We start from the raw sequence: 26,330 nt of genomic DNA, 5'->3' as shown, positions 1-26,330 counted from the left end.
AGACCTTTCGTGAATTTACTTCAACATAGTCGTAAGTTTTTCACGGCTTTAGCTTTGGTTTTGGTACTTACCATTACAACCGCTTGTGGTGGGCCATCCTCAACCACTCAAGCGGTGAACCAGCCGACTCAAATTGAGAATCGTTCAGGCTATAGCCAACTGGAACGAGGTAACACAGCTGCAGGTGGCAATCTTGCTAACTGGGTTGTGCAGACAGCTCATGGTTTAGTGCAGGATGCTTATGTTCGGGATAACAACAAGCTGGGAGTAGTAATTTCCAAGCAAGTTAAGCCTAACGAAGTGCGGCCCTTAGCCAAGTCTTTGGTACAAGGCTTCCGCCAGAGTGCGCCTAACCGTGATCTGACGGTCTTGATGTATGCCCCTGACAAACAGTTGATTTTGACTGCTCGCTACGATGCTGGCTCTAAGCAAGTTGAGTATCAGTAAGGTGTAGAACAACAAGGCGTAGACCAGCGATCGCTATTTTACCGAGCAGCTTTCAAATAGCTTTTTTTATAACTTCAGATGTTGTCAAAACTCTGATGATTAGTAGGAGATTAATACTGTGACTAGCAGCGAAGAATACAAGCGTCAAATCATGAATGATTTGGCTCATGGTAGTACCGAGCAACTCGACGATAACTCTTCTTTAGAGAACTATCAGAGTTTTGACGATTTTGCTCAGCGTTCTTCTAAAGATGAGCGTCGTCATTTGTTTGGTCGTTCCTTCCATCCAGAGCGGATTCCTTCTGCGCAAATGGAACCAGAATTGCAGCAAGCGATCGCCCAAATCAAACCCAATGAGCGGGACGATGTAGCTCGTGAGTTTTTCAAGCACTTCAAAGAACGTGGGTTGAGCGATCGCGATTTGGAGCGGCAGTTGAGTCTCTCTACTCATCACCCCAGCCGCATGAATGCAGATGATGTGACTAAGCTGGCGAGCTTTGCTTATCACAATCATCCTGATCTGTTCCGCGATGTTTTAGCTGAGCAACCAGGTATTGTTAAATTCTTTAGCAATCCTATGGTGGGTGCTGCGTTTGGGCTAGTGGCTGCTAGATGGCTCTCTAACCGCAACAAGTAATCCTGAGCTTTAGTGAATCAGCACTATTCGAGTCAAGGTTAATTGAAAATCTTCACTTTAATGGTGCTCATGATTTAGACAGTTCAAACTGTAAAAACTTTTCAACCCAAAGGTACCTGTAATTAGCTGCCTTTGGGTTTTCAATTATTTAATGGAGCCAGCCCAATCTAAAGGCTAAAATCCTTTAGAGCTTTGCCATTTTTAACGTCTACCGTTTTTTATCAAAGACCAATAAAAAAGCAAGCTACTAGGAACTAGTAACTTGCCATTGAATTATGTAAGCAAAAGTTTAGGTAACTGTCAGATTAAACAGTGGCTAGCTCAGGACGCTTGCTGTTGCGGATACCTTCGATCGCAGTTGCATAATCGGGTGCATTGAAGACCGCAGAACCAGCCACGACCGCGTTAGCACCTGCTTCTAAGACTTGCCAAGTATTGTTAGCCTTGAGGCCACCATCCACTTCAATCCAAGGATCGAGACCCCGCTCATCACAGATTTGACGCAGTTTGCGAATCTTGGGTAGGACCGCAGGAATAAAGCTTTGACCACCAAAGCCAGGGTTGACACTCATGATCAAGATGAGGTCACAAACTTCTAAAACGTAGTCAATCAATTCCAAAGGGGTTGAGGGATTGAGGACTACGCCAGCTTTCTTACCGAGTTCTCTAATTTGACAGAGGGTGCGATGCAGGTGGGGAGAAGCATTGTGCTCGCAATGTACAGAGATAATATCGGCTCCAGCCTTAGCAAAACCTTCTACATACTTCTCTGGCTCCACAATCATCAGGTGGACATCCAAAGGCTTCTGAGTCACGGGGCGAATCGCTTCTACAATCAGCGGACCAATCGTGATGTTAGGAACAAAGCGGCCATCCATCACATCTACGTGAATCCAGTCTGCTCCTGCTGCATCTACTGCACGGATTTCGTCTCCCAAACGGCTAAAGTCGGCTGATAGGATGGATGGAGCGATAACTATCTGTTTCTCGGATTGCGGCTGCGTCATGGCGAACGATTTCTCCCGTGTCCTCTGTCGTATCCAGTTTAACAAAATGTTTAAAAAATATTTAATTAGAAGGTTGTCATTTGATCCTCAAATCCCCCTTGGCTTGTAAAGATTTCGTGGAGGAGAGGCTGTGACTCAGCCGTGGATGTTGAACAGCTTAGCAGGGTTATGGGGAGGACTCAGTGTTACCGTTCTGCCTGCCTCCTTCCAGGTTGCTGGAAGCTCGCTGGGTGAAGCAGGCATTGATGCCTATCGGCTGCAAGCTCCCCCCTACAACCTTACGGGCAACAAAGTTGCGATTGGTCAGGTAGAAATCGGTCGTCCGGGCAAGTTTGGTGTCGATAAGGCCGTTAATCAAAGCTGGGCGATCGCGCTGTTGCGGGTCTTCTTTCGAGATGGCCCTGCGAAAGGCAACACCCACGTCGATGGTCACGCTCAAAATGTGGCCAGCATCATGGTTAGTGCCGATCCAACCATGCGGGGCGTAGCACCTAAAGCGCGGCTTTATGCGTCTGCGGTTGGCTTATTGCAGCGTAACGGCCAACCAGAAGAATGTTTGTCGGCTCAGCATGTAGCGCAGCAAAATGGGGGAGACATCCGGGCCATTAACTTCAGCTTTGGGGAATCGCTACAACAAGACCCGCGCCCCAGAGCCCGTCTTGATGGCAATGCCCTACTCACCCAATGTCTAGATTGGTCCACTCGCGCCCATGACGTTTTGTATGTTGTCGCTGGTAATCAGGGGAGAGGAGGCATTTCTATTCCCACAGACAACTTTAATGGGGTGAATGTCGCTTTTACTCGCCGTTTAACCAGTAATGGGCCTTTTGCTCTGGTAGATGCAGCTAACTTAGGTGACGAGGTGATTTCCCCATCCCAGCGATCGCTTGGCCTGGAGAGTAACGTGGGTCCGCGTCGCGCTATTAGCTTGGTGGCTCCTGGCAGTAACATCGTGGCGCTGAACCCAGATGGCAAAACTACCAGAGTCACTGGCACCAGTTTTGCGGCACCCCACGTCACCGCTAGCGTGGCTTTGTTACAAGAATTTGGCGATGCCGCGATGCGCCGAAAAAGCAATCAGTGGGGGTTGGATGCTCGACGCCATGAAGTGATGAAAGCAGTTTTGCTCAACTCAGCGGATAAAGTCCGAGATCGCGGCGACGGTTGGACTTTAGGCATGAGCCGCACCATCTTGGATCGAAATCAGCAAGACTGGTTCGCTTCAGATGCCTACCGCGATCGCACGATTCCCCTCAACCTGCATATGGGCACGGGACAACTCAACACGTTTCGCGCCTACCAACAATTTCAACCAGGCCAATGGAACCCAACAACGCCAGTTCCTCCGATTGGTTGGGATTACAGAACTGTAGCGGCGCAAGCGAAGAGTTCGTTTCAGGACTATGTGCTGGAGCAGCCTCTACAACAAGGCAGCTTTGTCTCTGTCACCTTGGCTTGGGCTCGGCGAGTGGAGTTACAAGACCAAAATCGCAATGGTGAGTATGATATCAACGAGAACTTTAGCGATCGCGGCCTGAATAATCTAGATCTGTATTTGATGCGAGCTGAGGATAATGACCCAGCGGATAGTATCTGGGCCTCGGTTAGTGAAGTTGATAGCGTTGAGCATATTTTTTACGCGATTCCTACGACGGGGCGGTATAAAATCCGGGTTCTGTATCGCCAGCAGATGAATCAAGCAACTCAACCCTATGGGCTGGCTTGGTGGACTGTTCCGGCTCGTTAAACCAGATTGTGCCTGTGGTTTGGATACTTGTTTGGGCCATTGTTTGGGCAGTTGGGGGCGGATTATTAGGCGCGGTGGGGGGTGCCATCTGGGGGCCTGTGAATGCCGCGATCGCGGCTACGATCCTGACTTCAATTGGCAGTATCACTAGTGCAGCGCTGTTCTGGGTAGTTTGCTGGCTGCTGCCTGAGGCTGTCGTGCCGCTACAAGCGAATCTGCCGCATTTTGAGTCGATTGGCGCGGTGATTGTGGCGATCATGGGTGGGGCGTTAAGCAATTCCTTATTTAGTGCTCGGCTCCAAATCCCAAATGTGATTTTTTGGAGCGTTTATGGCACTGGCTTAGGGGGCATCGTCGGTAGCCTCGGCAGTCTGATTAGCCTCCCAGTTACCAGTATTACCCCAGAAGTCCTAATGGCTGCGATCGCCGCAGGGTCAAGTTATGCGGGCTATGGAGCGGGTATCGGGGTGATAGGCGGTTTGCTCAATACACTGTTGGCTTCTCAGCTGAGCTTTTTCTTTCAGCCGAGTTCGGGTTCCATGTCGGGGGCTTTGTGGTCAGGAGCGCTGGGAGCAGTCCTAGGTACTATTGTTGGAGCCATGATTGGAGCGGCGATCGGCTTTATTTTTGTTCCTTGGGTGGCAACAGCGATCGCGCTCTGTACTGTGATGCTGGTGAGCAGTGTTCTGTGGATGTTGAGCTGGAGCTACAAATAAAACCACATAGACTCAACATGCCTAGCAGCTTCTGGATTACACAGTTGCCAACCGTCAGTGACTAACCGTAATGAGATGTTGCGGAAAAGGTAACTACCCGATGCTTTTATCCCGACCAGACTAATCTAGGGGAGGAAAGTTTTTCATCCCTGAGCCACAGAGCAGCCTCATGAATTTACGGTCATTGCAACGAGTTGGCACGATTACCGCTAGCACCCTGTTACTGCTTAGCTTGGTCGGTGGTTGGCAACTGGTGACGCTTAGCGCTGCCCAGGCACGGCCTAATGCTTCTGTGCGGCCTCAGGCTCAGGCAACCACTTCGCAATCAGAGGCCCTTGATCGTAAACTTGTGACTGCCAACACCACCTTTGGCTTCAAGCTATTTGCCCAAGCTCTGAAAGCTGATGCTGGCAAGAATGTGTTTATCTCACCCTCCAGTGTTGCGATCGCCTTAGCGATGACCTACAACGGAGCCAAAGGAGAGACGCAGCAAGCAATGGCGAAAGCGCTGGAACTGCAAGGGTTAAGCTTAGCAGACGTGAACCGCAGCAATGCAGCCTTGATCTCAGGATTGCAAAAGGCAGACCCAGCAGTAGAAGTAGCGATCGCCAACTCGTTGTGGACCCAAAAAGGCACGGGATTACAACGAGAATTTTTGCAGCGCAACCAACAGTTCTACAAAGCCCAAATCACGGAACTGGATTTCACCCAGCCTCAGGCACCCAAGCAGATCAACAATTGGGTGAAGCAGAAGACCCGAAGTAAAATCAGCCAGATTGTGGACCAAGTACAACCGAATTTGGTGCTGTTGCTGCTCAATGCGGTCTACTTCAAAGGCAAGTGGAGCGAAGCCTTCGACGCAGCAGCCACAGTAGAGCGTCCCTTTACGCTGGCGAATGGTACCCGTAAGCAGCACCCCCTGATGACCCAAACCGGGGAATACGACTATTACGAAACTAGTAAGTTTCAAGCGGTAAGCCTGCCTTATGGAGAAGGGCGCTTGAGCTTGTATCTGTTTTTGCCTAAATCTAAATCTAATCTGCCGTCCTTCTACCGCGATTTAACCGCCGCTAATTGGGAGCAATGGATGAAGGAGTTCCGAAATCGTCCCGGTTCCGTTCAAATTCCCAAGTTCAAGCTAGAGTACGACCTCAATCTCAACAACGCATTGAAAACGTTGGGCATGGGCATTGCTTTCAATGGCAGCAAAGCAGATTTTTCGGGAATGAGTCAGGCAGATTTGGCAATCGATCAGGTGCGACACAAAACCTTTGTGGAAGTCAATGAAGTCGGCACTGAAGCAACAGCAGCAACTTCGGTAGAGATGATCGTCACCTCAACTCAATTTCCACCAACGCCATTCAAGCTAGTGGCCGATCGCCCCTTCTTTTACGCGATCCGAGACAATCAAACAGGTAGCTTGCTGTTCATGGGTTCGATGGTAAATCCTCAGACCTAGGCTCGAACTGGGTGGAGCGCTAAGCTTCTGGCACCTCTTTGAGCGTGGGGTCTTCTGGCGGGTGCATGGGTGCGGTTTCCACAATCGTGCGTGGAGCGCTGAGACTCGGCCCTTCCGTCACAAAATTGTGGCTTGCGGCTTGGCCGAGGTTGGGCGATCGCAAGGCCATTAAAGCAGTTTTGATCACGACTGCTGTGGGCACCGCCACAATTACACCGAGCAATCCACCGACCCGTGCCCCTGCCAAAATAGAGATTAGGACCCAGACTGGGTTTAGGCCTGTCATGCTGCCCAAGATTCGAGGGGCAATCAAGTTTTCTAGAATCTGCTGGACAATGACGGAGGCAATCAAAACTCGCAGCCCTAGCCACACGTTTTGCAAAGTTACCAGTAGCGTCACGAGGGCAATGCCGACGGTACCACCAAAGGGCACCAAAGCCATCAAACCAATGGTCAAGCCAAACAATAAGCCAAAAGGCACCTTCAGCCACAAAAATGTGGGAATCAAGGCAGAGGCCATGCAGGTAGCAAGAATCAACTGCCCAATGAAAAAGTTCTGAAAACTCAGGCGTAGCGTCTGGGTAAAAGGCTGACGCACTGGAGCAGGTAGCCACTCCACCACGCTGAACCAAAGGCGATCGCTGTGTTGCAGCAAGTAGAACGACAGCACAATGGTCAATAGACCATCTAGCAAGCTTGTAACTGTAATTACCGCCAGGTTAAGCGCTTGCCCTGCAATTCCTTGTAATTGTCCCTTCAAGCGATCGTTGATTTGCACTACCAACGCATCAAAATTAACGGGCAAATTCAACGCTTCGGCTCGCTCATTCAACATCAACAATTGCCGCCGCCCAGAGTCAATCCAGTCGGGCAAGCGACTGACTAATTGTTGAGCTTGACTGAACACCAACGGGACCAATGTCACCCCCAAAGCCAACAACACCGACAAAGCCAACAAAAATACCAAAATTGCTGCTTGCTGCCGTTGTGCGCCATGCCGCTCCAACCAACTGACTGGGTAGTTGAGCAGAAAGGCGATCAAAGACGCGCCAATCAAAATCACAATCAGGGAGTGGAAGTACTCGAACATCAACGCCAGCGCCCAAGCATTCAGCACCAGGAGGGGTGCTGCTAGCGCGATCGCCAAAAAGCGCGGAAACGGCTTGAGAGATTGCCACCAATTCAACAGCCGCCGAGCTTGCGTAGGCCGCTGGACAGGTGGTTCAGATTGAGTTTTTAGTTGCAACCGATCATCAGCCACGGAGGTCAAGCCCAATCTAGTAAATAAACTCTAGTAAGAGTATTACCAAGGATGAATATTCTTCGCTAGACAGAGCAAGCCTGGTTCGGCCTAGCTCTACATTCAATGTAAGAGAATCTGCTCAGAAAAAAAGCTATCCCAGGTTTGAGAGGCGAAGGATTTAGGCATGTGTGGACGATTTACTCAGAGCCAATCCGCAGCAACCATTGCTGCCACATTTCACTTAGCGGCAGTACCTGATCTCGCACCCCGGTACAATATTGCGCCGACGCAGCCGATCATGGCAATTCTCGCGACCGCAGAACCCGCAGAACCGCCCCAGAGACAATTGCGTCAGTTGCGCTGGGGACTGATTCCCAGTTGGGCTAAAGACATGAGTATGGGATCTCGGTTGATTAATGCTCGCTCCGAAACAGTGGCGGAGAAGCCTGCTTTTAGAGCAGCCTTTCGGCAAAGACGTTGCCTGATTGTGGCAGATGGTTTTTATGAGTGGCAGCGCTTAGAGAAGAAAAAGCAACCCTTCTACTTCCGACTGCAAAATCAGCAACCGTTTGCCTTCGCAGGGCTGTGGGAGCATTGGCAAACCCCAGAGGGCGATCGCCTTGACTCCTGTACCATTCTCACTACCCAAGCCAATGCGTTACTCAGCTCGATTCACGATCGCATGCCAGTGATTTTGCCCCCGGAAAGCCACGACTTGTGGCTTGATCCCACTGTGAGGGAGCCTGAGCAGTTGCAACCCTGGCTTCAGCCTTATGCAGCCGAGGCTATGACTGCTTACCCAGTTAGCACTAAAGTCAACAGTCCTGCCTATGACCATGCTGAGTGTATCAACAGTCTTTAACTTGCTGGAGCACCGTTCTCACCTTTCTGTATTCGAGGTCTAAGCGGGGCAGCAAAACCACGGCTTCTTCCAGCGTTGCCTGACACGCGATCGCTTCCAGTTCTTGGCAAAGCTCAGCTAGTGGCAAAGCCCCGACCATCACACTCAAAGATTTCCAGGTTTGGGCGGCTTGATGTAAGGCGGCTGGATCGTGATTCGTCACCGCTAGCGCGATCGCTTGCATCAAATCAGCGGATTCCTCTAGATAACTGTCAATCGCCTGGTAGAAGCTACTAGCAGCTAGGTCTTCGCCCTGTTGCAAAGACTGCAATATTTCCAAATCAATTACAGTCTCTAGGGCTCCAAAGGCAAAAGTACTAGCTTTCTGGGCTGTTATAGCCTGACCTTCTCGCAGCACCCGCATTAGTTCTTCGACTCGAATCGGTTTGCTGATATAGTCATCCATCCCTGCTTGCAGACAAACTTCTCGGTCTCCTTGCATGGCGTTGGCAGTCATGGCAACAATGCGAGGCCGCTCAGTCACCGACCAAGCCTGACAAATCTGTTTTGTTGCCGTCAAGCCATCCATTTCGGGCATCTGCATGTCCATCAGAATCAGGTCATAACGCTGGCGGCGCAGAGCAACTAATACTTCCAAGCCATTACCTGCCACATCAGCGCGGTAGCCCATCCGTTGCAACAAATGCAAGGCTACTTTTTGGTTCACCACATTGTCTTCAGCTAGCAAGATTCGTAAAGGATGTTGCGCCGCCAGCCAAGGAATCTCAGCTTTGACCTCCGAAGCCCGCAGGCTAGCAGATGAAGCAGAGCCTGCCTCTGGTCCCCAAACTTGCATCAGGAGTTCATAGAAATGCGACTGCTTAATCGGTTTACTCAAGATTGCTGCAATCTTGATCGGGCTTAGCTCGGTCTGGGCTTTGGAATTGCCTACAGAGCTCAGCAGGGCGAGGGGGACGGTTTGACCTTGCGGCTGTTGGCGAATCGCTGTCGCCAAGCTCAAGCCATCAAAGCCTGGAACTTGTGGGTCCAGCATCACCAAATCGAAGGCGGGAGTTTGCGTAATTTGCTCCAAGGCTGCCTGGCTAGAACCGACGGCTTCAGCCGTGACGCCCCACATCTGAGCTTGTTGAACCAAGATTTGGCGAATTGTCACATTGCCTTCCACGATCAGCAGTCGTTTTCCAGCAAACTGGGGCGATCGCATTGATAGCTCGCTCTCTACAGCATCAGGTGTCGCCTCAACCACAATGGAGAAATAGAAAGTAGAGCCCACCCCGACTTCACTCTCCACCCAAATGCGGCCTCCCATCAATTCGCTTAAGCGCTGACTAATGGCCAACCCTAACCCAGTACCGCCATACTGACGGCTAGTGGAAGCGTCAATTTGACTAAAGGGATGAAACAGACGGTGAAGGCGATCGCTAGGAATGCCAATTCCGGTATCTTTCACCGCCACACGAATCGAATATTTCGATGCCCCAGAACTGGCAGAAGCGTGGGTTGCCCCTAACTTGCGAGCAGCGACGGTAACCACCACCTCTCCGGCTGCCGTAAACTTAATCGCATTGCCGAGCAGATTAACTAAGATTTGTCGGAGCCTAGTGACGTCGCTCACGATTGAAGTAGGAACTTGTGTCTCCAGGACATAAGCCACTTGCAACCCTTTTTCTGCCGCCTTGGGTGCTAGTAAGTCCAGCACTCCTTCAATACAAGTACAGAGATTAAAGGGCTGTTGCTCTAGCTCCAACTTGCCAGATTCAATCTTAGAGAAATCTAAGATGTCATTGATGATGGTTAAGAGCGTTTCTCCACTACTACGAATGGTTTCAGTAAAATCTCGCTGTTGAATAGTCAGCCCTGTATCGAGCAAGAGGCCCGCCAGACCGATCACCGCATTCATAGGTGTACGAATTTCATGACTGACTGTGGCTAAAAATTCGCTCTTAATTCGGTTAGCTGTTTCAGCCGCCTGCTTTGCCTGTTCTAGGGCTTCATTCTGTTCCGTCAACTTTTGGCGCTGGTGCTTTTCTTGCTCTAACAAGTGCGCCTGACTCAGAGCAATCCCCACTTGGGCGGCCACTGACTCTAGAAGCTCTACTTCATTAGGAGTCCAGGCGCGAAAGTCATCACACTGGTAGAGGCTGATTACGCCATTCGCTTCCCCTTGATAGGAGGTGCGAATCGTCAATAAAGATTTAAGTTCTAAGGGATTAAAAATAAAGTGATAAGGCTCTAATAGCGGGTCAGCATAGACATTGGTGTAGGCGATCGCTCGGTCTTGCGACAAAACTGCTGCTACCAAATCATTATTAACCGCAGAAATATCGGCCACTTCTGCCTGATTGATCAAGCTAAAACCGGATTCAGCATATTGAGCCACCAAGCAAATCCGAGGGGTAGGGGTCGTGAGATAGGTCCGAATCACACAACGATTCACGCCAAAAGCTTGACCAATTTGTTGCACCGCAGTCTGAAAAATTTGGGAGGCATCCAGGCTTTGGCGAATTTCTTCGGTAATTTTCTTGAGTAAGAGCGTGCGCTGAAACTGTTGTTGCAACACTGCCTCGGCTTGATGGCGTTCTTGCGCTAAGGCGATCGCGGCAGCCGCAGCCCGCAACAAATCAATTTCCGAGGTTTCCCAAGCGCGGGCTTCTACACAGTTATCAAAACCAATGAAGCCACAAAATCGGCTATTGACAATAAAGGGCAACACTAAAATCGATAGAATGCCTTGCGGCTCCAAAATTACTCGTTCTGATTCGGGGAAATCAACCACGATGCCCGCCACAATCTCGCCTTGCGACAACCTCTCGGCCCAGCGGGGGAAAAAGTCGGCATAGGAAAGATTTTGTAGCTCGGGATTGTCAATTTCGGGTTGAACGCCTGCGGTACACCACTCGGCCCGTTGGCTCATCAGTAACTGAGAACTGTGCAGATGGGAGTTTTCAAAGTGGTTTTCAAAAATATAAACTCGGCTAGCTCCAGAAACCTGGCCTAGGAGCTGGAGGACTGAAGTGTAACCCTGCCAATCTTCCTTGCAGACCAAGAGTTGTTGCTGCACTTCGACTAAAGCTGCTAAATATTGCTCTCGTTTAGCGATCGCTGCTGCCGCTTGTTTTTGCTCCGTTTGTTTTTGTGTCAAGTTAGAGCCGGAACCAGTCATCTTGAGGGGGTTTCTGGCCTGATCGTGCTCGGCCGTTTGCTCAATGGTTGGCTGAATCATTTGCTCAGTCATCTGCCCCATAGCTGGCGCTTCTAGGACCAAAGTGGGGTGGCTCAACGGAGTCAGAGACAGTGCTTTCGAGAGCGGAGCCAACCAAGCTACTTCTGGTATCAATGGCTGTCGGGCCGCTCTGCGAGCCGCGAGAAAGACAGTACTGAGGTAGTAGCCTGCCAGCAAAAGGTTAGCGCCGAAAAGCAGTTCACTCAGCATCTGCTAAAACCTCTGAGAGTAGAAGTAGAACTGATAGAGTTTGCCATTGATTCTGAGCCTGGCACTCATGGATTCAGCTTTGCAGCTTAGATGCCAGGAAGACACATGCAGTATTCCCGATCTGGAGCGGGGAACTGAGTTGGCAGTGAAATTTCTCAGCAGTTGTTAGCCTATGGTTAGCCCCACCAACAAAATTAGCCTCTTGCCCATAGGAGAGCGATCGCCCTCTCTGAGCGCTTGCCGCTCCAGCACGGCTGAAAAATCGGAATCATTCATGATACAAATTTTGCTGGCTGAGGTTGTCTTTCTGAGGAGATGATTGTAAGTGAACCGTGAGCGTACTATTCCAGGGCCAGGACAAGAATCAGTCTGGGACTACCCCCGTCCGCCCCGCTTAGAAGATTCTCCTAAGCATATTCAAATAGTCTTTAATGGCGTCGTGATCGCAGACACCCATCAAGCAAAACGAGTTTTAGAAACCAGTCATCCTCCCGTTTATTACCTTCCTCCTGCGGATATTAATCCAGACTCTTTAATTGCTTCTGCTCAAGCATCTTGGTGTGAGTGGAAAGGACGGGCAGGTTACTACACCGTTGCAGTCGGCGATCGCCAAGCTCCAAATGCTGCTTGGTTTTACCCTGAGCCGACTCCTGCTTTTGAGCCGATCAAGGACTATGTGGCGTTTTATCCCCACTTGATGGAAGCCTGCTACGTCGATGGAGAACAGGTCCAGCCCCAACCAGGAAACTTTTACGGCGGTTGGATCACCTCAGATATTGTTGGCCCGTTTAAAGGCGCATCGGGGACTTGGGGTTGGTAAGCATGAAAGATGTTGACCCTCTAGAAAGCCAGGACTTAAAACGGCTACAAATATTCTTCTACTTGATCCCAGTCGTCGGCTTTTTTCCCGCCATCTGGACACTCCATCGCAATGAAGGAGGCCGTCAGAGAAAAGCCCTGAGTCGCTTGGTTGTAACCCTCGCCCTAGGATGGCTGTTTGGGTATATCTTATTAGGCACTGGAGCCCAAACTTCGGAATCTCTCACCCTACCCTTGCTATTGATGAGCAGTTTGCTCACCTCTGGCTATTTTTTGGTCAACATCTGGTTAATGGTGCGGCTGTGGCAGCGTAAACCATTGCGTTTGCCTGGAGTCAGTCATCTCAGCGATCGCCTACCGTAAGTAGGAAGCTGCTTTTAGATGAGCGATAACTCTCTCTTGCGTTTGAAGCCAAAGGGCTCGTTCCTTAGCTAAACCTAAGAGAGGGGCATCAAATGTCCAGTTTTGGCACAGAATCTAGGGAATACTGTTAACATGCTGCTGTGAACTGGACAGAGGCTGGAAAACTATTGGCTTGCCAGCCTGAGATTGGCTGCCCTATGTTTGAGCAATTTGGGTGCAAAGGTTTCCAAGTCACTCCAGTAGCATCAGCTATTTTTGCTTTAGTGTGTGTTGAGGAAGCCAGTGTCGACCCAAAAGATCCCTTACCAGCGATCGCTGCCAAAACGTCATCAGCCCGTGCCCAAGAAACCGACGAAATCAAGTAACTCACGTTTGGTTTGGCTATTGTTTAGCCTCACTGGGGTCGCTATGTTATCAGCGACGGCTGGGGCTTTGCTGGCAGTATCTTTGGCAACTACCCCGCTGATGCAGAGTAAACTCAGCGCTGAAGAAGCAGCAGTCTTTGGGCAAGGCGAGAGCATTTCCAGCAATCCTAACTTCCGCTTACCTCAACTCACCCGTCCCGTCAGCATTCTGATATTGGGCGCTAAGGTTCTCTCCACCGACGTCCAAAATCCGCCTGCTTACGCGCGTAACTTAGGTTATCAAGCCACAATCAACTCGCTTGATGGTTTGACTGACACCATGTTGCTGGTTCGCTTCGATCCAGACAGCAAAAAGTTAGCGGTACTATCCATTCCTCGCGACACCCGTGCCTATGTGGAAGGATACGGAGTCACCAAGATTAATGAAGCGAACTACTATGGTGGCCCTGCCCTCAGCGCCAAAGCTACCAGCGAGTTACTCGATGGCGTGGGTATCGATCGCTATGTTCGGATCAATGTGCAGGGAATTGAAAAACTAATCGATGCTTTGGGTGGTGTCACGGTCTACATCCCCAAAGACATGAAGTATCAGGATGACAGCCAACACCTCTACATTAATCTCAAGGCTGGTAAACGTCGCTTAAACGGCAACCAAGCTCTACAGTTTTTGCGGTTTCGCTACGACGAGAATGGAGATATTGGCCGCATTCAACGCCAGCAAATGCTGATGCGAGCCTTAATGGAGCAAGCGCTCAATCCCGTTACCTTGGCTCGCGTTCCCAAGATTTTGTCTGTGATTCAGTCGCATCTCGACACAAATCTGAGCGTAGAAGAGTTAATGGCTTTGGTCGGATTTGCCACTCAGGCCAACCGCTCTAACGTGAAGATGCTGATGGTGCCTGGCGATTTTAGCGCTCCAGGAGAATTCCAAGCAAGTTATTGGGTTCCTGATCAGGATCGCATCCAATCCCTCATGGCCCAGCACTTCAATCTTGGTGTGGGTAGTGCTTTGCCTACGAACCCCGCCTATTTGCGAGTCGCGATCCAAGACAGCACCCGTGAGTCTGCGGCTACAGAAGGCGTGATGAGTGCGCTAAATCAGGCAGGATATGAGAATGTTTCCGTCAATGATCCTTGGACCGAACCGCTGAATGTGACACGGATTGTGGCCCAACAAGGAGATGCCGAAAGCGCCGAAGCCTTGCGCCAAGTTTTAGGAGTTGGTGAAGTCCGCATCGAGAGCACAGGAGCTTTGCAATCGGATGTCACGATCCAAGTCGGTAAGGATTGGCTGCGCCAGCAAAGCCGCTAAGAAACAGCTTCCTCGGAGTGAGCCGCCTGAGTCATAATCCACTCCTGCAAAATCGGATTTACCCGCTCTGGAGCTTCATCTTGCGGACAGTGCCCTAAGCCCTCCAGCGCAATAAATTGCTGGACTTGGGGAAACTTGGCGAACTCTTGGCCCAAAGCGATCGGCTCCCAAGGATCTTCGGCACCCCAAAGAATAATCGCGGGACAAGGTAAGACGGGTAGTAAGTCTTCTGGCAATGGCCCCTGAGAGTAGCGAGTAAAAGCCAAGAAGACTGCTGCTGCCCCTGCATCCACGGTAGGGGCCATCAATAGATCCACTAGTTCATCCGAAACTGCAGCTGGATCTCGATATGCTTGCAATAAGATCTTCCGCACCACCTTGCGTTGGGCGAGGCGGCTAAAAAAGAACTGCCCAATCCAACTCACGCCCAGTAGACGCTGTAGCACCGGGGCACCCACTCGACGATGCCAAGGCAATCCCAATCGCTTGTGATCGTGCAGTAGGCGTAAGGAACAGTTGAGTAAAGCTACCCCCAGGGCAACTTCTGGCCGATCCACCGCTGCTTGCATTGCCACAATGCAACCAATCGAATTTCCTACCAGAAAAGCAGGTCCACCCACGACCTCTTGGCAAAAATCCGCAACCTGTCGTCCCCACGTTTCCATCGTGTACTCGATTTGCTCCCCAGGCTGCAATGGGCCAGGTTTCGGTTTAGCCGAACCCCCAAAGCCAATCAGATCTAGGGCGTAAACGCGACAGGTAGTGGCTAGAGCGGGAATATTCTTGCGCCAGTGTCCCCAGGATGCCCCAAACCCATGTACCAGGACAACGGCAGGCCCGCGATCGCCTTGGGTATGGTAAGAAATTGGAAATCCCTGCCAGTTCCAGGTCAAGGCAGTGAGATGGGAGTAAGTCACGGCTGAGGCATTAGAAACGGGGGGCATCATGGAATTTCTAGAGAACTACTGGCAAAACTGCATAAGCTTCAATCCTTATTGTGGCAACAAGCCCGCAGGAATGCGCGGTAATAGCTAGAACATAGGCTGAAGTTACAAGCAAAACGCCAAGTTTGGGAACACTAGCAGCAAAAAGCAGGGAATTTGAAGATGCCGCCAAGACCCATCCGTCCCAATATCACCCCCAAAATCAGCACAATGCCCCGTCCGCAAACTGAAGCGACGGTCTATCTGGATGTCTATAAGCTGGTAGTAGAGCGAAAACGGCTGCAAGAGGAGCAGCAAAAAATTGAGCAACGCACCCAGCAAATCAATCAGCGAATGACCCAACTGGATCAACAAATTGCGGCGTTAGAAACAACTTTGCAACAAATGCGGTCAGGTATAGTTCCAGAGGCACGATCTCTCCCCCCGACTGCCTCTAGTCAGCCAGAAACTTTCGACATGCTGTTCTTGGAATATTAATTGCCCTGTGAAACATTTTCCGGCGAAGTTTTACGTTCTCTGGCTTGGTATTTTGGTGCCCCTGCTAGGTTGCAATTCAGTACCTCAACAAACATCATCTAGTCCCCCGGCAAGTGTTGCTGGTAGTCCCAGTGCTACAGCTATAGCCAGCCCTAGCGATCGCCCTGCACCAACCCAGTCGCCTACCTCAGCCCAGACGATTTCCGCGAAAGGTATTGGAGCGGCTCAATTTGGCATGACGTTAGGAGAGGTGAAGCAGGCGTTAGGGCCAGAAACATCTTTCAAGGTTGAGTCACCCTACATTGTTGACTTTGATGCGATCGCGGTGCAGCAAGGAAAAGAAACCCTGTTTTACATCCTGTATCCGGCTGTCACCCAACTAGCGGATACAGATAAGTTTGAAATTTTGCTAACAGATAATCCTCAGTTCCAAACGGCTGAGGGTGTTGGCCCTAGCATGACACTCCAGCAGGCCGAAACTATTTATGGTCAGGCAACGCTGTCTTACCATACGGCCAACGAGTCGAGAGAGTACGTGAAGTTCGCTCAGCAGCCCGCTGACAGGATTCATTTCCGCCCTCAGACCCAAAATAAAGCTCAATTTGCAGGCATCTACCCTTCACCCACGCAGGAATACAACGAGACTCAAGCGTTTGCACCAGATGCCGCGATCAAGACGGTAGAAATCCTTTGCCCAGCTCAGAATTGTTTGAAACCTTAATTCTGAAAGACTTCAACGGAAAACATCTCAGTCAAGGTACGGAGGTAGGGTAAAAATAGCGCTAGATGATCTGGGGTGAGGCGATCGTGCATTTCCCAGCCCAGCGTTTGTAGCATGTCTTGCACCAACTTCCAACTGACGTTGAGGCGGGGGTAAAGCATGACACAAAGCGGGAAGAGTTCTTGTTGCACCGAGCGAATGCTGTCTTCCAAAATGCACAGGCAGAGGTACACCTGGAACATTTCTACATCACGGACGCTGGAAACTCGAACGGATGATGAGTTGAGTAGGCCACTATAGCTCTCATAACCCGGATTCGATCGCCCCACTTGGCTGCAAACCGCATGAGCAATTTTGGTGCTCACAGGCAATAGAGCCTGTACTGCTTCTAAGACGGGAGAGCCAAGGTCATGCTCTGCCGCTGCTCTGTAAGCATCCCGCAAAGGCATATACATGTGGTCATCCATAACCTTGAAGTAAGGCTCTAGCAGCGATCGCTCGGTCGGCGGCAGTTTTTCTAGCAGCATTTTGCCAGTGTAGTGAAACTGCATGCTGACAAAGCCGATCGCGCGTGGGTCTTGAGCTGTGTATTTGCGCCGCACTCGGCCAAAGTCATTCCCCACCACCACTGACAACCGCCGAGGAGTAATGCGCTCAGCGTAAGCATCTAATGACTTTTTGAACAAGTTGTGAGCATCGGCTGAAATTTGCCAGGGGTCGATCAAGCTGGGGTCAATATCGTGGCGCTCCATTTCTTCGGAGAGCAACGTTTCTGTGGTGGACCAAGCCTGAGCGCTGGCTAAGGTTAACTGCTTGAGTAGCTTACTAGCAGTGAGAGTGCGCCCCTCTTTGGAATTGATCGCCGCCAGGTTGTCACTCGTTTTTAGTTGCTCTGTCGTTTCCTTAGAAGTGACGGCAACGACGTATTTTCTGGCCCAAATGGCTGCTAAGGAATGAACCTTAGATTCTGGTACTGCCCCCCTGGAACCTGGACTGGGTGCTGCAATCCGTTGCAGCTGAGACGGCAATGCCATAGACGGTTGCTCTTTAGCCGCAGTAGATGCCAGGGAATGAGTCATTACCAAATCCACAATTATCAACAGGGTTTTTGAAGCTAAAAATCAAAACTTGATCATCTCCAGCGGCGGCTGAGTCATTCAGCACCCATGATCAAGCAGGGAAGTACTTAGATATTTACAGCTTTTCTGAGAAATACTCTATTGGACATCAAGTATCCTGTATTTTTGCTGAAAAGTAAAACAGACTGTTGAGAATCTTCAATCTCGGGAAGATAAATTGGAAGCTCAATTCAGTCTGAAGTCAGAAATTAGCCGTTTAACCCATATTTTATGAGAAAAGTCTACCTTCCTTAAGGTATAAATTGTATCCATAACGTCTCACTCTAGTTACATAAAATCTCGCAAGCCGGGCTAGGTGTGCTAACAGCAAGGCGTAATGCTAGCGCAGATTGCTACACCTGGGACCGAAAGGTTCTTGTACTATTGAGGGTGAATTAAGCAAAGTGGCAACTATGAGTGCAGGCAGCAATTCGAAAGCGATTAAGTTTGGTACGGATGGATGGCGAGGGATCATTGCTGACGACTTTACCTTTGCTAATGTGCGGCGGGTAACACGCGCGATCGCCAGCTATCTCAAAACCGCTTACTCTCAGGATCGACCGGTTTTAATTGGCTATGACACTCGCTTCTTAGCAGATGAGTTTGCTCAAACGGCTGCTGAAGTGTTGGCAGAGTTAGGTTGGACTGTCAAAATCGTGGATCGGGACTGCCCAACGCCTGTCATTGCCTATAATGCTCGTCACCTCAACTCAGCCGGAGCGCTGATGTTCACGGCGAGCCACAATCCTGCACCTTACTGCGGGATTAAATATATTCCTGACTATGCAGGTCCTGCCACGACCGAAATTACAGATACGATTGTCGCCAATATTGAAGGAGCGAGTGACGCGCCTGCATCGACTGGCAATGGCGATCGCATTTCCACCTTTGACCCCAAGCCAGAATATTTAAAGTTCATCTATACGCTTTTAGATGTCGAGCGGATTCGCAGCGCTAAGCTCAAGGTGAAGTATGACGCACTCTACTCCACTTCACGGGGTTATTTGGATGAAGTGCTGATGCACTGTGGCTGTGAAATAGAAGCGTTCCACACTTACAGAGATGTGCTGTTTGGTGGAGGTATGCCTGAACCGAAGGGGGAGCAGCTAGAAGAATTAGTTGCAGCCGTGAAGCGCGATCACGCGGACCTGGGCTTGGCGACAGATGGAGATAGCGATCGCTTCGGCATTGTGGATGAGCAAGGCAATGTCTTGACTCCCAACACGGTGCTGCTGTTGTTGGCCCGCCATTTGGTCAAGAATAAAGGCAAAAATGGCGCGATCGTGCGGACTGTGGCTACGACCCATCTGCTAGATAATTTTGCTGCTAAGTATGGCTTAGAAATTCACGAAACGGCGGTTGGCTTCAAGTATGTCGGCCAGAAAATGCGGGAAACCACGGTTCTAATTGGTGGTGAGGAGTCGGGTGGTCTCAGCATCATTGATCATATCCCTGAAAAAGATGGGGTTTTGGCAGATATGTTGGTGGCTGAGGCGATCGCTTATGCAGGCAAGCCTTTGAGCCAGTTGGTAACAGAAGTGATCGCCGAAGCAGGCGGTCCGCTCTACAACAAGCGTCTCGACTTGCACTTGGAAAACCCTCACAAGGAAGCGGTGTTGGAATCTTTCACCAAGAATCCACCGTCGGAAGTGGCAGGGATTAAGGTGAAGGAAGTTGGGCGCAAGGATGGCATTAAGCTTTACCTAGAAGATGGTAGCTGGGTGTTGCTACGTCCTTCTGGAACTGAGCCGTTGATGCGGGTTTACATGGAGACAAATTCTCCTGAGAAGGAAATCCAAATTGCTCAGCATATGGATCGGGTGATTCATCAGATTCAACCTGTGGGTGTTTAAGAAAAGCCTTGGGGGCGCTTGCCCCCAAACCCCCGCTGAGAGACGGTTGCGTCCCCCAGACCCCCTCCAAAGGTAACTTCGGTGTCTTTAGTTGGGGAACTTCTGTCTCCTAATTTCTGACTCCTGACTCCCTCTTCTCCTTTCATCCTTCATCCCTCCTCTTTCTCTTCACCCCCTACCAATGGTTAATCTACTCGCCTCGCTACTTTTGGCTGCCTGGGTTGTGGCGATCGCCATTGTTTCGGTGCAGAATTTTACGCCTGTCTCTTTTGAGTTTCTGCTGTTTAAGTCGGTGGAAATTCCGTTTGGGATTGTGCTGGCGTTTAGTGTGGGACTGGGTATGGTTGGGATGGCGCTGCTCCAGTTTCTATGGGGTTTCAGCAGCTCTAGTCGGGGTTACTCTGGTTCCTCAGTCAATCCGGGTGGAAGGGCTCAGAGTGACGATAGCTGGTCTGAAGATTGGTAAAACTCAGGCTTCGAACTAATCGATCCGTAGGTTGAGGGGTAGGCGGGCATAGACACCAAGAGAATCGTTGAAGGCTTTCAGGGTGGACCAATCTTGTTGCACTTTGAGCAACTCGGCTGTGAATGGATCAACTTTTTCGGTAGCTGTTTCAGCAACCTGAGCGGCTGGATCACCGATGAGCCGCTTGAGAATTTGATCTTCTAGACTGCGGGTCTTAGGATATTCTTCTAATTTCCAGTCATCGCCCAACTTGGCTCGCTTGGCGGCATCTTCGACGGCAGCATTGAGGCCCCCGATCGCGTCGACTAAGCCGAGTTGTTTGGCGGATGTGCCTGACCACACTCGTCCTTGAGCTAAGGTTGCTACTTTCTGTTTGGGCAGTTTGCGAGATTCAGCAACTTTGGTCAGGAAGCGGTCATAAATTCGATCGACGACGCGCTGATGTACGGCTAATTCTTGGGAAGTTCTAGGGCGTGTAATGCCTTCGCTATCAGCAAAGCGGGCGGTCTTCACCACATCCCAAGTAATGCCTTGGGCGTTGGCTAGTTTTTGCACGTTGGGCAAGAGGCCGAATACGCCGATGGAACCAGTGATCGTATTAGGTTCGGCGAAGATCCGATCGGCATAGGTGGAGATCCAGTAACCACCGGACGCGGCCACATCTCCCATTGACACTACAATCGGTTTGACTTTCTTGATCAGCACTACTTCTCGCTGAATCACTTCGGAAGCGGTGACGCTACCACCTGGGCTATTCACTCGTAATACAACTGCTTTGACATCATCGTTGAGCCGCAGTTCTCGCAGTTGTCTAGCTAGGCGATCGCCTCCGACCGAGCTAGGGCCGCCAATCCCTTCTACAATGTCGCCTTCGGCATATACCACTGCGACTTGATTGCTGGAAGATTTTTCCGTGTCGGATTCAACCGCTCTGGCATAGGTCGGCAAGCTAATTTGCCGGAAGGAGCGCTCGTCTTCGTCGCTGTCCGTTATTTGCTTCAACTCGGCCACAACTTCATCGAAGTAAGCCACTTTATCAACTAAGCGCCGTTGCAAAGCTTCTTCGGCTAACAAAACGCCTTGGTTATCGGCGATCGCTTGAATTTGCTGAGGCTTGAGTTTCCGGTCTTTGCTGACAGTAGTGGAGAATTCGCTCCAGAGGTCTCCTAGGAGTTTGGCCGTTTGTTCACGGCTGGCAGAGCTTTGCTTAGTGAGGAGGAATGGTTCTACGGCTGATTTGTACTTGCCAACTCTAGTGACCTGAACACCGACCCCATACTTTTGCAAAGCTCCGGTGTAGAAAGTTGGCTGGGAACTAAACCCGTTCAGTTCCATTGAACCAATTGGATTGAGTACAACAGTGTTGGCAACGGAGCCGAGGTAATACTCTCTCTCTCCCCACTCCATGTCGTAGGCAATAATCTTTTTGCCCTTGGTCCGAAACCGCTCTAGCGCTTCCCGCACTTCCTTCAAAGTTGCCAAGCCAGAACTGCTACTACCCGCGCTCATGTTGCCATACAGGTAAAGCGCGATAATTCGGTCATCCTGAGTCGCTTCCTCAATCGCTTGCAGCACTGTCTGGAGAGAGACCGAATCATTATTGTCGTTCGATAGCGCTTCACTAATCGCCTGACTGGTACTAGTAGCAGGCTTGGAATCGGTAATTTTCAGGGATAAATCAAACGTTAGAACGGACTTGTTTCTCACCTGGGGGCCTGAGTCAACTGACGCAGCAGCAATGAGCAAAAATATTAGCCCCCCCACTCCTAAACTGCAAAAGAGGATCAGCCCTGCCAAACTAGCAAAGGTGTATTTGAGAAAGTCACGCATTGAGAGAATCCCTGGCAAAAGTGAATAGCGCCTCAGCAAGCATCAGGCTTCAAGGAGAAACTAACTGGTCAAGCTTTAGCTAGGTGCCTAAAACATTCCTCTATGCTAGTTGCTCTATCACGAAGCCGCTTTCCTTTCAGCATGCCCAAACTCAGGTTGAAAGGTGAGTTAGACCTTCAATTCCAGAGCTTGCGATCGCCTGAGCGCTTCGATGGTGGGGTTGCCTGTACAGAAGAGCACTGTTTCGATCTCCGCAATCAGCACCTCTGCCAGTTCCGCCAAAGCGGTTTCTGACTCACAAGCTGCCTGCAAGAAAGGCTGGGCCAAACCTGCCAAGTCGGCACCTAAGGCGATCGCTTTAGCCACTTCTAAGCCATCGCGCAAACCGCCGGAGGCGATCAGAGGAATGGTAGGAGCGATCGCCCGGATGCTGGTGATGCATTCTGCGGTCGGCAAGCCCCAATCGGCAAACGTCGCCCCTAAGCGTCGTTGTTTGGCATCTGTAGCCCGTTCACTCTCCACCTTGGCCCAGGAAGTCCCGCCTGCACCTGCCACATCAATGGCTTGCACTCCAGCCTCAATCAGCTTTTGTGCCATTGCTCCCGAGATGCCATTGCCGACTTCTTTGGCAATTACGGGGACAGGCAATTTCTGGCAAAGCATGGCAATTTTAGCGAGTAAGCCTCGGAAGTTAGTGTCGCCTTTAGTTTGCACACACTCTTGCAGCGGATTCAGGTGCAGAATCAGAGCGTCGGCTTCTAGCCAATCAATCACCCGCAAACATTGATCTAGGCCATAGCTGTAGTTAAGCTGCACCGCGCCCAGGTTCGCAAATAGCAAAATATCAGGGGCGAGCGATCGCACATTGAAGGTCGGTGCAACTTCTGGATTCTCCACGGCAACCCGCTGGGAACCAACTCCCATCGCGATTTTGTAGTGCTGCGCGACGGTAGCTAAGCGGTAATTAATCGTTTTGGCTAGCTCTGTGCCGCCTGTCATGGAGGAAATCAGCAAGGGAGCTGCCAGCGGTTTACCCAGAAATTGAGTGGTTAGGTTAATCTCGCTGCGGTCAATCTCTGGCAAGCAGCAATGGGGAAAGCGATAACGCTCTAGTCCATTTGTCACCTGATGACATTGCACGTTTTCATCTAAACAGATGCGGATGTGATCAGCTTTGCGGGATTGGGTTTCGGTGGGGGAAGTGAGGGGCGCGTTCACAAAAGACCAATGAGTCAAGCAAAAGGGAAGTCTTGATCAGAATACCTTGGATGGCAGCACTCCAGACACTTCCCTCTATTTAGCAATCAGGTTCAGCAATCGAGTTCAGTAATCAAGTCATCCAGGCAATTAACCACCCCAGCCATCGGGCTTACGAGGAATCAGTTCCACTCCATCTCGGCCATCCAGGTCTTGCAGGTAGACCTTCACTTTCTCTTCTTTCGAGGTGGGCAGTTTTTTCCCTGTGAAATCTGGGTGAATCGGCAGTTCTCGATGACCGCGATCGACTAAAACGGCGAGCCAAATTTCTGGCGGTCTACCGTAGTCATTTACTGCATTTAAGGCCGCTCGAATCGTCCGTCCCTTATAGATCACATCATCTACTAAGACTACTGTTTTCCCAGACAGATCAAAGGGAATATCGGTTTTATCGGGGGTACGCACCCCAATTTCATCTAAATCATCTCGATAAAACGTGATGTCTAAAGCTCCCACTGGTACCTGCACCTGCTCTAGCACCTCGATTTGTCGCGCTAATGCGTAAGCTAAGGGCACGCCTCTAGTGCGAACCCCTAGTAAAACCAACTGAGACAAATCATTCGCTTTTTCGACAATTTGAGAAGCTAGTCGGGTCAAAGTCCGACGTAATTCCTCGGCTGAAAGAATTTCTATGATTTCGGAGGCCATAAAGTTTCTACTAGGAGCTGTATTCGCCAGAAACACCCTAAGCGGCTTAGGCAAAGTTTAGGGCAACTGGCCTGTAGAGAAAACCATTTCAGACCACAGACTTAAACCCAAAAGTCCCAATCCTAACCAAAGCAAAAAGCTAATGCGGGTCAGTTGCAACGCTTGGTAAATCCGTTCTGGCGTAATGGCGTAAATTGGCTCTCCTAGCAAGGGTTTATGTTTGGCAACGCCGCGATACCAATTGGTGCCTCCCACTTGCACACCCAAAACTGCCGCATAGGCACACTCGCTCCAGCCAGAGTTAGGGCTAGCATCGGCGATCGCGTCTCTTCGACAAATCCGCCACACATATTCTGGTTTTCTAGAGAGCAAGGCCAACGTGAGCACGACTAGACGGCACGGCAGCCAAGTCAAGAGATCTTCCATCCGGGCGCTAAACCAACCCAAGTGCGTGTAGGGCGCTTCTTTGTAGCCCACCATTGAATCTAAGGTGCTGGCAGCTTTGTAGGCGATCGCTAGAGGCACGACTCCAACTCCAGGCAAAGCAGCACCCAGCAAGGCGTAAAACAGGGGAGCCATCACTCCATCCGTGGCATTCTCCGTGACCGTTTCCAATACTGCTCGTAACACTTCCGGCTCTGATAAATTCTCCGTATCTCGTCCGACATAAAAGCTCAAACGAGTGCGGGCCTGTGCTAAATCTCCGCTGGATAAAGGCTGTAACACATCTTCAGCAGCAGACCTCAAGCTCCGCCCCGCAAAACAGGATGCCAATAGAATGCTTTGCACGGCAATTCCGAGCCCTGCATGCATCCAAGTGGCACCTACGGCGATCGCCCAACCAACCCAGCCGCTAACAACAACCAGCCCAAGCCCCAAAAATACTCCTGCCACCCGCTGCCCCGTAGCTGACTTGAGGTAACGAAACACGAATTGTTGGTAACAAGCGATCGCCCAGCCCATGACTCGTACTGGATGAGGCCAGCCCCAAGGATCTCCGATGACGTAATCAATCAAAGCCGCGATCGCTAATACCCAAAGGGCGATTGTGGATGGTTGAGTGAATGATTCTAAAGCTGCGAAGAGATGGCTAAAAAAAGATACTCCTGAAGTCATGCCAATAAGGTCAAAAAGGGGTATGGCCCATCGGAGTGTACCTGGCTTTTTTAGGCACAATCAACAGATGCATCTACTCTCGCAGGAAGTTTAATTGCTATGTCCTCCCATCAACTCGTTCCTATTCAGTCTGACGACGGCACAATCATCTACATCGAAGCTCAGGAAAACATTGAGAATACTCCAATTTCTGGCACTTCATCCTACGAAGGCAACGAAGAAGTTGAACAAAAACGAGGAGGAGGAAAGGGATGGCCTGGTGCTGCCGCTAAGTCTATGAGTTCCCATAGCTCAATGCAGATGGTGCAAAATACCCTCCGCAGCTACACCGCTTATACGCTGAACGCCTTCAAAAATTTCGGCGCTGGCAACATTGATGAAGTCACCCTAGAGTTTGGCATCAATTTTAGTGCAGACGCAGGCGTGCCCTACATCGCCAATGGCAAAGCCCAAAGCAGCATGAAAATTACAGTTAAGTGCTCTTACAACAATCAAGTAGAAGGGGCCGAGGAAAACCCAACTGATGAACTTGTGCAGGGACAGGTCAACTGTACAGCCAATAGGCAAGTCCATGAGCCAATCCATGAGTCAGCAAACGGAACAGCTTATGGAGAAGTTAGCCGCCAAATTCATAATCATCACAACCAATTTAGGCAGCCAGTTTAGTCCATATTTTACTGATGCAGCGCTGTCGGATCAGTGCATCTCTAAGCGCAGTTAGTATTAAATTTTACCCAGCCTACTAATAGAGCTGATGTTGGAGTCAACACCTAATCGAAAAGGTTGTTGGCTCCTCCTTTTTTGGAACCAAGATTAAACTACAAAACTTATCGATTCTCCTTGAGCCGCTTGCCAGCTTCGGGCATCATAGTAAAGGTCTTCTAAGGAAATACTGTATAGCGCTTCTTTCAACTTTTGGTGTAAGCGATTCCAGAGGGTAAAGGTCACCCAATCCTCGGCTTGCTCTGCGTCCGGAGCGTAGCGTGACAATGGCTCAATTGTTTCACCAACCGCTTCTAAGATTTGACCCAGAGAGATTTGAGCCGGCGATCGCGCTAGTTGGTATCCGCCTTGAGCCCCTCGGAGCGAGTTCACTAACCCCGCTCGACGCATCTCAATCAATAGCTTTTCTAGATAAGGGGCAGGCAAATCTTGGCGACGGGCGATCGTATTGACGGAGGTAGGACCATAACCCGGTTGCAAGCTTAAATCTAATAAGGCTTTAACACTGTAATGACCACGAGTTGTTAGCTTCATTGCTCCCCAAAAAAGTTGCCGTAACAGACGCAACCATTCTCATCTAAAGTGGATGTCGCACCATAAATTACAAAGTCACCCTTAGCAGTAAAATGCAGTAATTTGCCCTCATCTTCTCCTCAGCAAGCTCTGCTTTATTAGTTTTCCTCTTCTGTCTCAGACATCCTAAACCACCTCCGAATAAGAGCAAGGACTTTAATTGTAAATTGCTTCGCCAGCCTCTTCACAAGGGT

25 protein-coding genes are annotated in these 26,330 nt (G+C 50.3%); 14 read left to right on the top strand and 11 right to left on the bottom strand.

What is annotated here, in order from left to right:
- The first annotated feature begins 9 nt into the window (after positions 1–9).
- Positions 10–447, top strand: a complete 438-nt coding sequence (locus H6F90_RS18790) for a hypothetical protein (RefSeq protein ID WP_190553817.1) — start codon at positions 10–12, stop codon at positions 445–447.
- Between the two features lie 118 nt (positions 448–565).
- Positions 566–1,084 (top strand): hypothetical protein, encoded by a 519-nt coding sequence (locus tag H6F90_RS18785; RefSeq protein WP_190553816.1) that lies wholly within the window; start codon positions 566–568, stop codon positions 1,082–1,084.
- Positions 1,085–1,389: 305 nt separating this feature from the next.
- On the opposite strand, the gene rpe is transcribed toward H6F90_RS18785, so the two are convergent.
- Positions 1,390–2,091 carry a ribulose-phosphate 3-epimerase gene (gene rpe / locus H6F90_RS18780; protein ID WP_190432196.1) on the bottom strand — a complete coding sequence of 234 codons (702 nt, stop codon included), beginning with the start codon at positions 2,089–2,091 and terminating at the stop codon, positions 1,390–1,392.
- A gap of 130 nt (positions 2,092–2,221) precedes the next feature.
- On the opposite strand from rpe, the gene H6F90_RS18775 reads away from it, so the two are divergent.
- From H6F90_RS18775 to H6F90_RS18765, 3 genes are all read left to right on the top strand, one after another.
- Positions 2,222–3,838, top strand: coding sequence for a S8 family serine peptidase (locus tag H6F90_RS18775; protein ID WP_370588050.1), 1,617 nt, complete (start codon positions 2,222–2,224; stop codon positions 3,836–3,838).
- Positions 3,817–4,554: a hypothetical protein gene (locus H6F90_RS18770; RefSeq protein WP_190553815.1), complete on the top strand. Its 738-nt coding sequence runs from the start codon at positions 3,817–3,819 to the stop codon at positions 4,552–4,554. The genes H6F90_RS18775 and H6F90_RS18770 overlap by 22 nt, the downstream gene beginning before the upstream one ends.
- A gap of 169 nt (positions 4,555–4,723) precedes the next feature.
- Entirely contained in the window at positions 4,724–6,013 is a 1,290-nt protein-coding gene (locus H6F90_RS18765; RefSeq protein ID WP_190553814.1) for a serpin family protein, read from the top strand.
- 19 nt (positions 6,014–6,032) lie between these two features.
- On the opposite strand, the gene H6F90_RS18760 is transcribed toward H6F90_RS18765, so the two are convergent.
- Positions 6,033–7,274, bottom strand: coding sequence for an AI-2E family transporter (locus H6F90_RS18760; RefSeq protein WP_370588049.1), 1,242 nt, complete (start codon positions 7,272–7,274; stop codon positions 6,033–6,035).
- 166 nt (positions 7,275–7,440) lie between these two features.
- Here H6F90_RS18760 and H6F90_RS18755 point away from each other — a divergent pair, with 166 nt between their 5' ends.
- The gene (locus H6F90_RS18755) at positions 7,441–8,118 is read left to right on the top strand and encodes an SOS response-associated peptidase (protein ID WP_190553813.1); all 678 of its coding nucleotides are present in this window, start codon (positions 7,441–7,443) and stop codon (positions 8,116–8,118) included.
- Here the strand turns inward: H6F90_RS18755 and H6F90_RS18750 are convergent.
- The gene (locus tag H6F90_RS18750; protein WP_190553812.1) at positions 8,105–11,551 is read right to left on the bottom strand and encodes a response regulator; all 3,447 of its coding nucleotides are present in this window, start codon (positions 11,549–11,551) and stop codon (positions 8,105–8,107) included. The two genes, H6F90_RS18755 and H6F90_RS18750, sit on opposite strands and share 14 nt — an antisense overlap.
- 325 nt (positions 11,552–11,876) lie before the next feature.
- On the opposite strand from H6F90_RS18750, the gene H6F90_RS18745 reads away from it, so the two are divergent.
- The 3 genes from H6F90_RS18745 (at position 11,877) to H6F90_RS18735 (ending at position 14,410) form a co-directional block, all read left to right on the top strand.
- A complete protein-coding gene (locus H6F90_RS18745) occupies positions 11,877–12,371 on the top strand; it encodes a DUF427 domain-containing protein (protein ID WP_190432208.1) in 495 nt (164 codons plus the stop codon).
- Positions 12,372–12,373: 2 nt separating this feature from the next.
- Entirely contained in the window at positions 12,374–12,733 is a 360-nt protein-coding gene (locus tag H6F90_RS18740; RefSeq protein WP_190553811.1) for a hypothetical protein, read from the top strand.
- Positions 12,734–13,015: 282 nt separating this feature from the next.
- Positions 13,016–14,410, top strand: a complete 1,395-nt coding sequence (locus H6F90_RS18735) for an LCP family protein (RefSeq protein ID WP_190553810.1) — start codon at positions 13,016–13,018, stop codon at positions 14,408–14,410.
- On the opposite strand, the gene H6F90_RS18730 is transcribed toward H6F90_RS18735, so the two are convergent.
- On the bottom strand, positions 14,407–15,357 hold the full coding sequence (locus H6F90_RS18730; protein ID WP_242024532.1) for an alpha/beta fold hydrolase: 951 nt from the start codon (positions 15,355–15,357) through the stop codon (positions 14,407–14,409). The genes H6F90_RS18735 and H6F90_RS18730 overlap by 4 nt on opposite strands.
- A gap of 159 nt (positions 15,358–15,516) precedes the next feature.
- Here H6F90_RS18730 and H6F90_RS18725 point away from each other — a divergent pair, with 159 nt between their 5' ends.
- Together H6F90_RS18725 and H6F90_RS18720 are read left to right on the top strand one after the other, a co-directional pair.
- Complete coding sequence (locus tag H6F90_RS18725; RefSeq protein ID WP_190553809.1) at positions 15,517–15,831, top strand: hypothetical protein; 315 nt, start codon at positions 15,517–15,519, stop codon at positions 15,829–15,831.
- 7 nt (positions 15,832–15,838) lie between these two features.
- Positions 15,839–16,552, top strand: coding sequence for a hypothetical protein (locus H6F90_RS18720; protein ID WP_199296013.1), 714 nt, complete (start codon positions 15,839–15,841; stop codon positions 16,550–16,552).
- On the opposite strand, the gene H6F90_RS18715 is transcribed toward H6F90_RS18720, so the two are convergent.
- Positions 16,549–17,631: a hypothetical protein gene (locus tag H6F90_RS18715; protein ID WP_190553808.1), complete on the bottom strand. Its 1,083-nt coding sequence runs from the start codon at positions 17,629–17,631 to the stop codon at positions 16,549–16,551. The genes H6F90_RS18720 and H6F90_RS18715 overlap by 4 nt on opposite strands.
- Before the next feature lie 452 nt (positions 17,632–18,083).
- Here H6F90_RS18715 and H6F90_RS18710 point away from each other — a divergent pair, with 452 nt between their 5' ends.
- Entirely contained in the window at positions 18,084–19,523 is a 1,440-nt protein-coding gene (locus tag H6F90_RS18710) for a phosphoglucomutase/phosphomannomutase family protein (protein ID WP_190553807.1), read from the top strand.
- Here the strand turns inward: H6F90_RS18710 and H6F90_RS18705 are convergent.
- The gene (locus H6F90_RS18705; RefSeq protein WP_190553806.1) at positions 19,520–19,669 is read right to left on the bottom strand and encodes a hypothetical protein; all 150 of its coding nucleotides are present in this window, start codon (positions 19,667–19,669) and stop codon (positions 19,520–19,522) included. The two genes, H6F90_RS18710 and H6F90_RS18705, sit on opposite strands and share 4 nt — an antisense overlap.
- A 35-nt stretch (positions 19,670–19,704) precedes the next feature.
- On the opposite strand from H6F90_RS18705, the gene H6F90_RS18700 reads away from it, so the two are divergent.
- The gene (locus H6F90_RS18700) at positions 19,705–19,989 is read left to right on the top strand and encodes a lipopolysaccharide assembly protein LapA domain-containing protein (protein ID WP_190553805.1); all 285 of its coding nucleotides are present in this window, start codon (positions 19,705–19,707) and stop codon (positions 19,987–19,989) included.
- A gap of 15 nt (positions 19,990–20,004) precedes the next feature.
- Here the strand turns inward: H6F90_RS18700 and sppA are convergent, their stop codons facing one another.
- The 4 genes from sppA to cbiB all read right to left on the bottom strand — a co-directional run bounded on the left by sppA (position 20,005) and on the right by cbiB (position 24,840).
- Entirely contained in the window at positions 20,005–21,819 is a 1,815-nt protein-coding gene (gene sppA / locus H6F90_RS18695; RefSeq protein ID WP_190553804.1) for a signal peptide peptidase SppA, read from the bottom strand.
- Between the two features lie 168 nt (positions 21,820–21,987).
- Entirely contained in the window at positions 21,988–23,037 is a 1,050-nt protein-coding gene (gene fni, locus H6F90_RS18690; protein WP_190553803.1) for a type 2 isopentenyl-diphosphate Delta-isomerase, read from the bottom strand.
- A 129-nt stretch (positions 23,038–23,166) separates the two neighbouring features.
- The gene (gene pyrR, locus H6F90_RS18685; protein WP_190432225.1) at positions 23,167–23,724 is read right to left on the bottom strand and encodes a bifunctional pyr operon transcriptional regulator/uracil phosphoribosyltransferase PyrR; all 558 of its coding nucleotides are present in this window, start codon (positions 23,722–23,724) and stop codon (positions 23,167–23,169) included.
- Positions 23,725–23,781: 57 nt separating this feature from the next.
- Positions 23,782–24,840 carry an adenosylcobinamide-phosphate synthase CbiB gene (cbiB, locus tag H6F90_RS18680; protein ID WP_190553802.1) on the bottom strand — a complete coding sequence of 353 codons (1,059 nt, stop codon included), beginning with the start codon at positions 24,838–24,840 and terminating at the stop codon, positions 23,782–23,784.
- A 99-nt stretch (positions 24,841–24,939) separates the two neighbouring features.
- Here cbiB and H6F90_RS18675 point away from each other — a divergent pair, with 99 nt between their 5' ends.
- Positions 24,940–25,506: a CU044_2847 family protein gene (locus tag H6F90_RS18675; RefSeq protein WP_190553801.1), complete on the top strand. Its 567-nt coding sequence runs from the start codon at positions 24,940–24,942 to the stop codon at positions 25,504–25,506.
- A gap of 147 nt (positions 25,507–25,653) precedes the next feature.
- On the opposite strand, the gene H6F90_RS18670 is transcribed toward H6F90_RS18675, so the two are convergent.
- Positions 25,654–26,097 (bottom strand): RrF2 family transcriptional regulator, encoded by a 444-nt coding sequence (locus H6F90_RS18670; RefSeq protein WP_190553800.1) that lies wholly within the window; start codon positions 26,095–26,097, stop codon positions 25,654–25,656.
- Positions 26,098–26,330 lie beyond the last annotated feature (233 nt).

It is taken from the genome of Trichocoleus sp. FACHB-591 (genome assembly GCF_014695845.1).
In the GTDB taxonomy this organism is placed as follows: domain Bacteria; phylum Cyanobacteriota; class Cyanobacteriia; order FACHB-46; family FACHB-46; genus Trichocoleus.
This window is presented reverse-complemented; position numbering and strand designations above follow the sequence as displayed.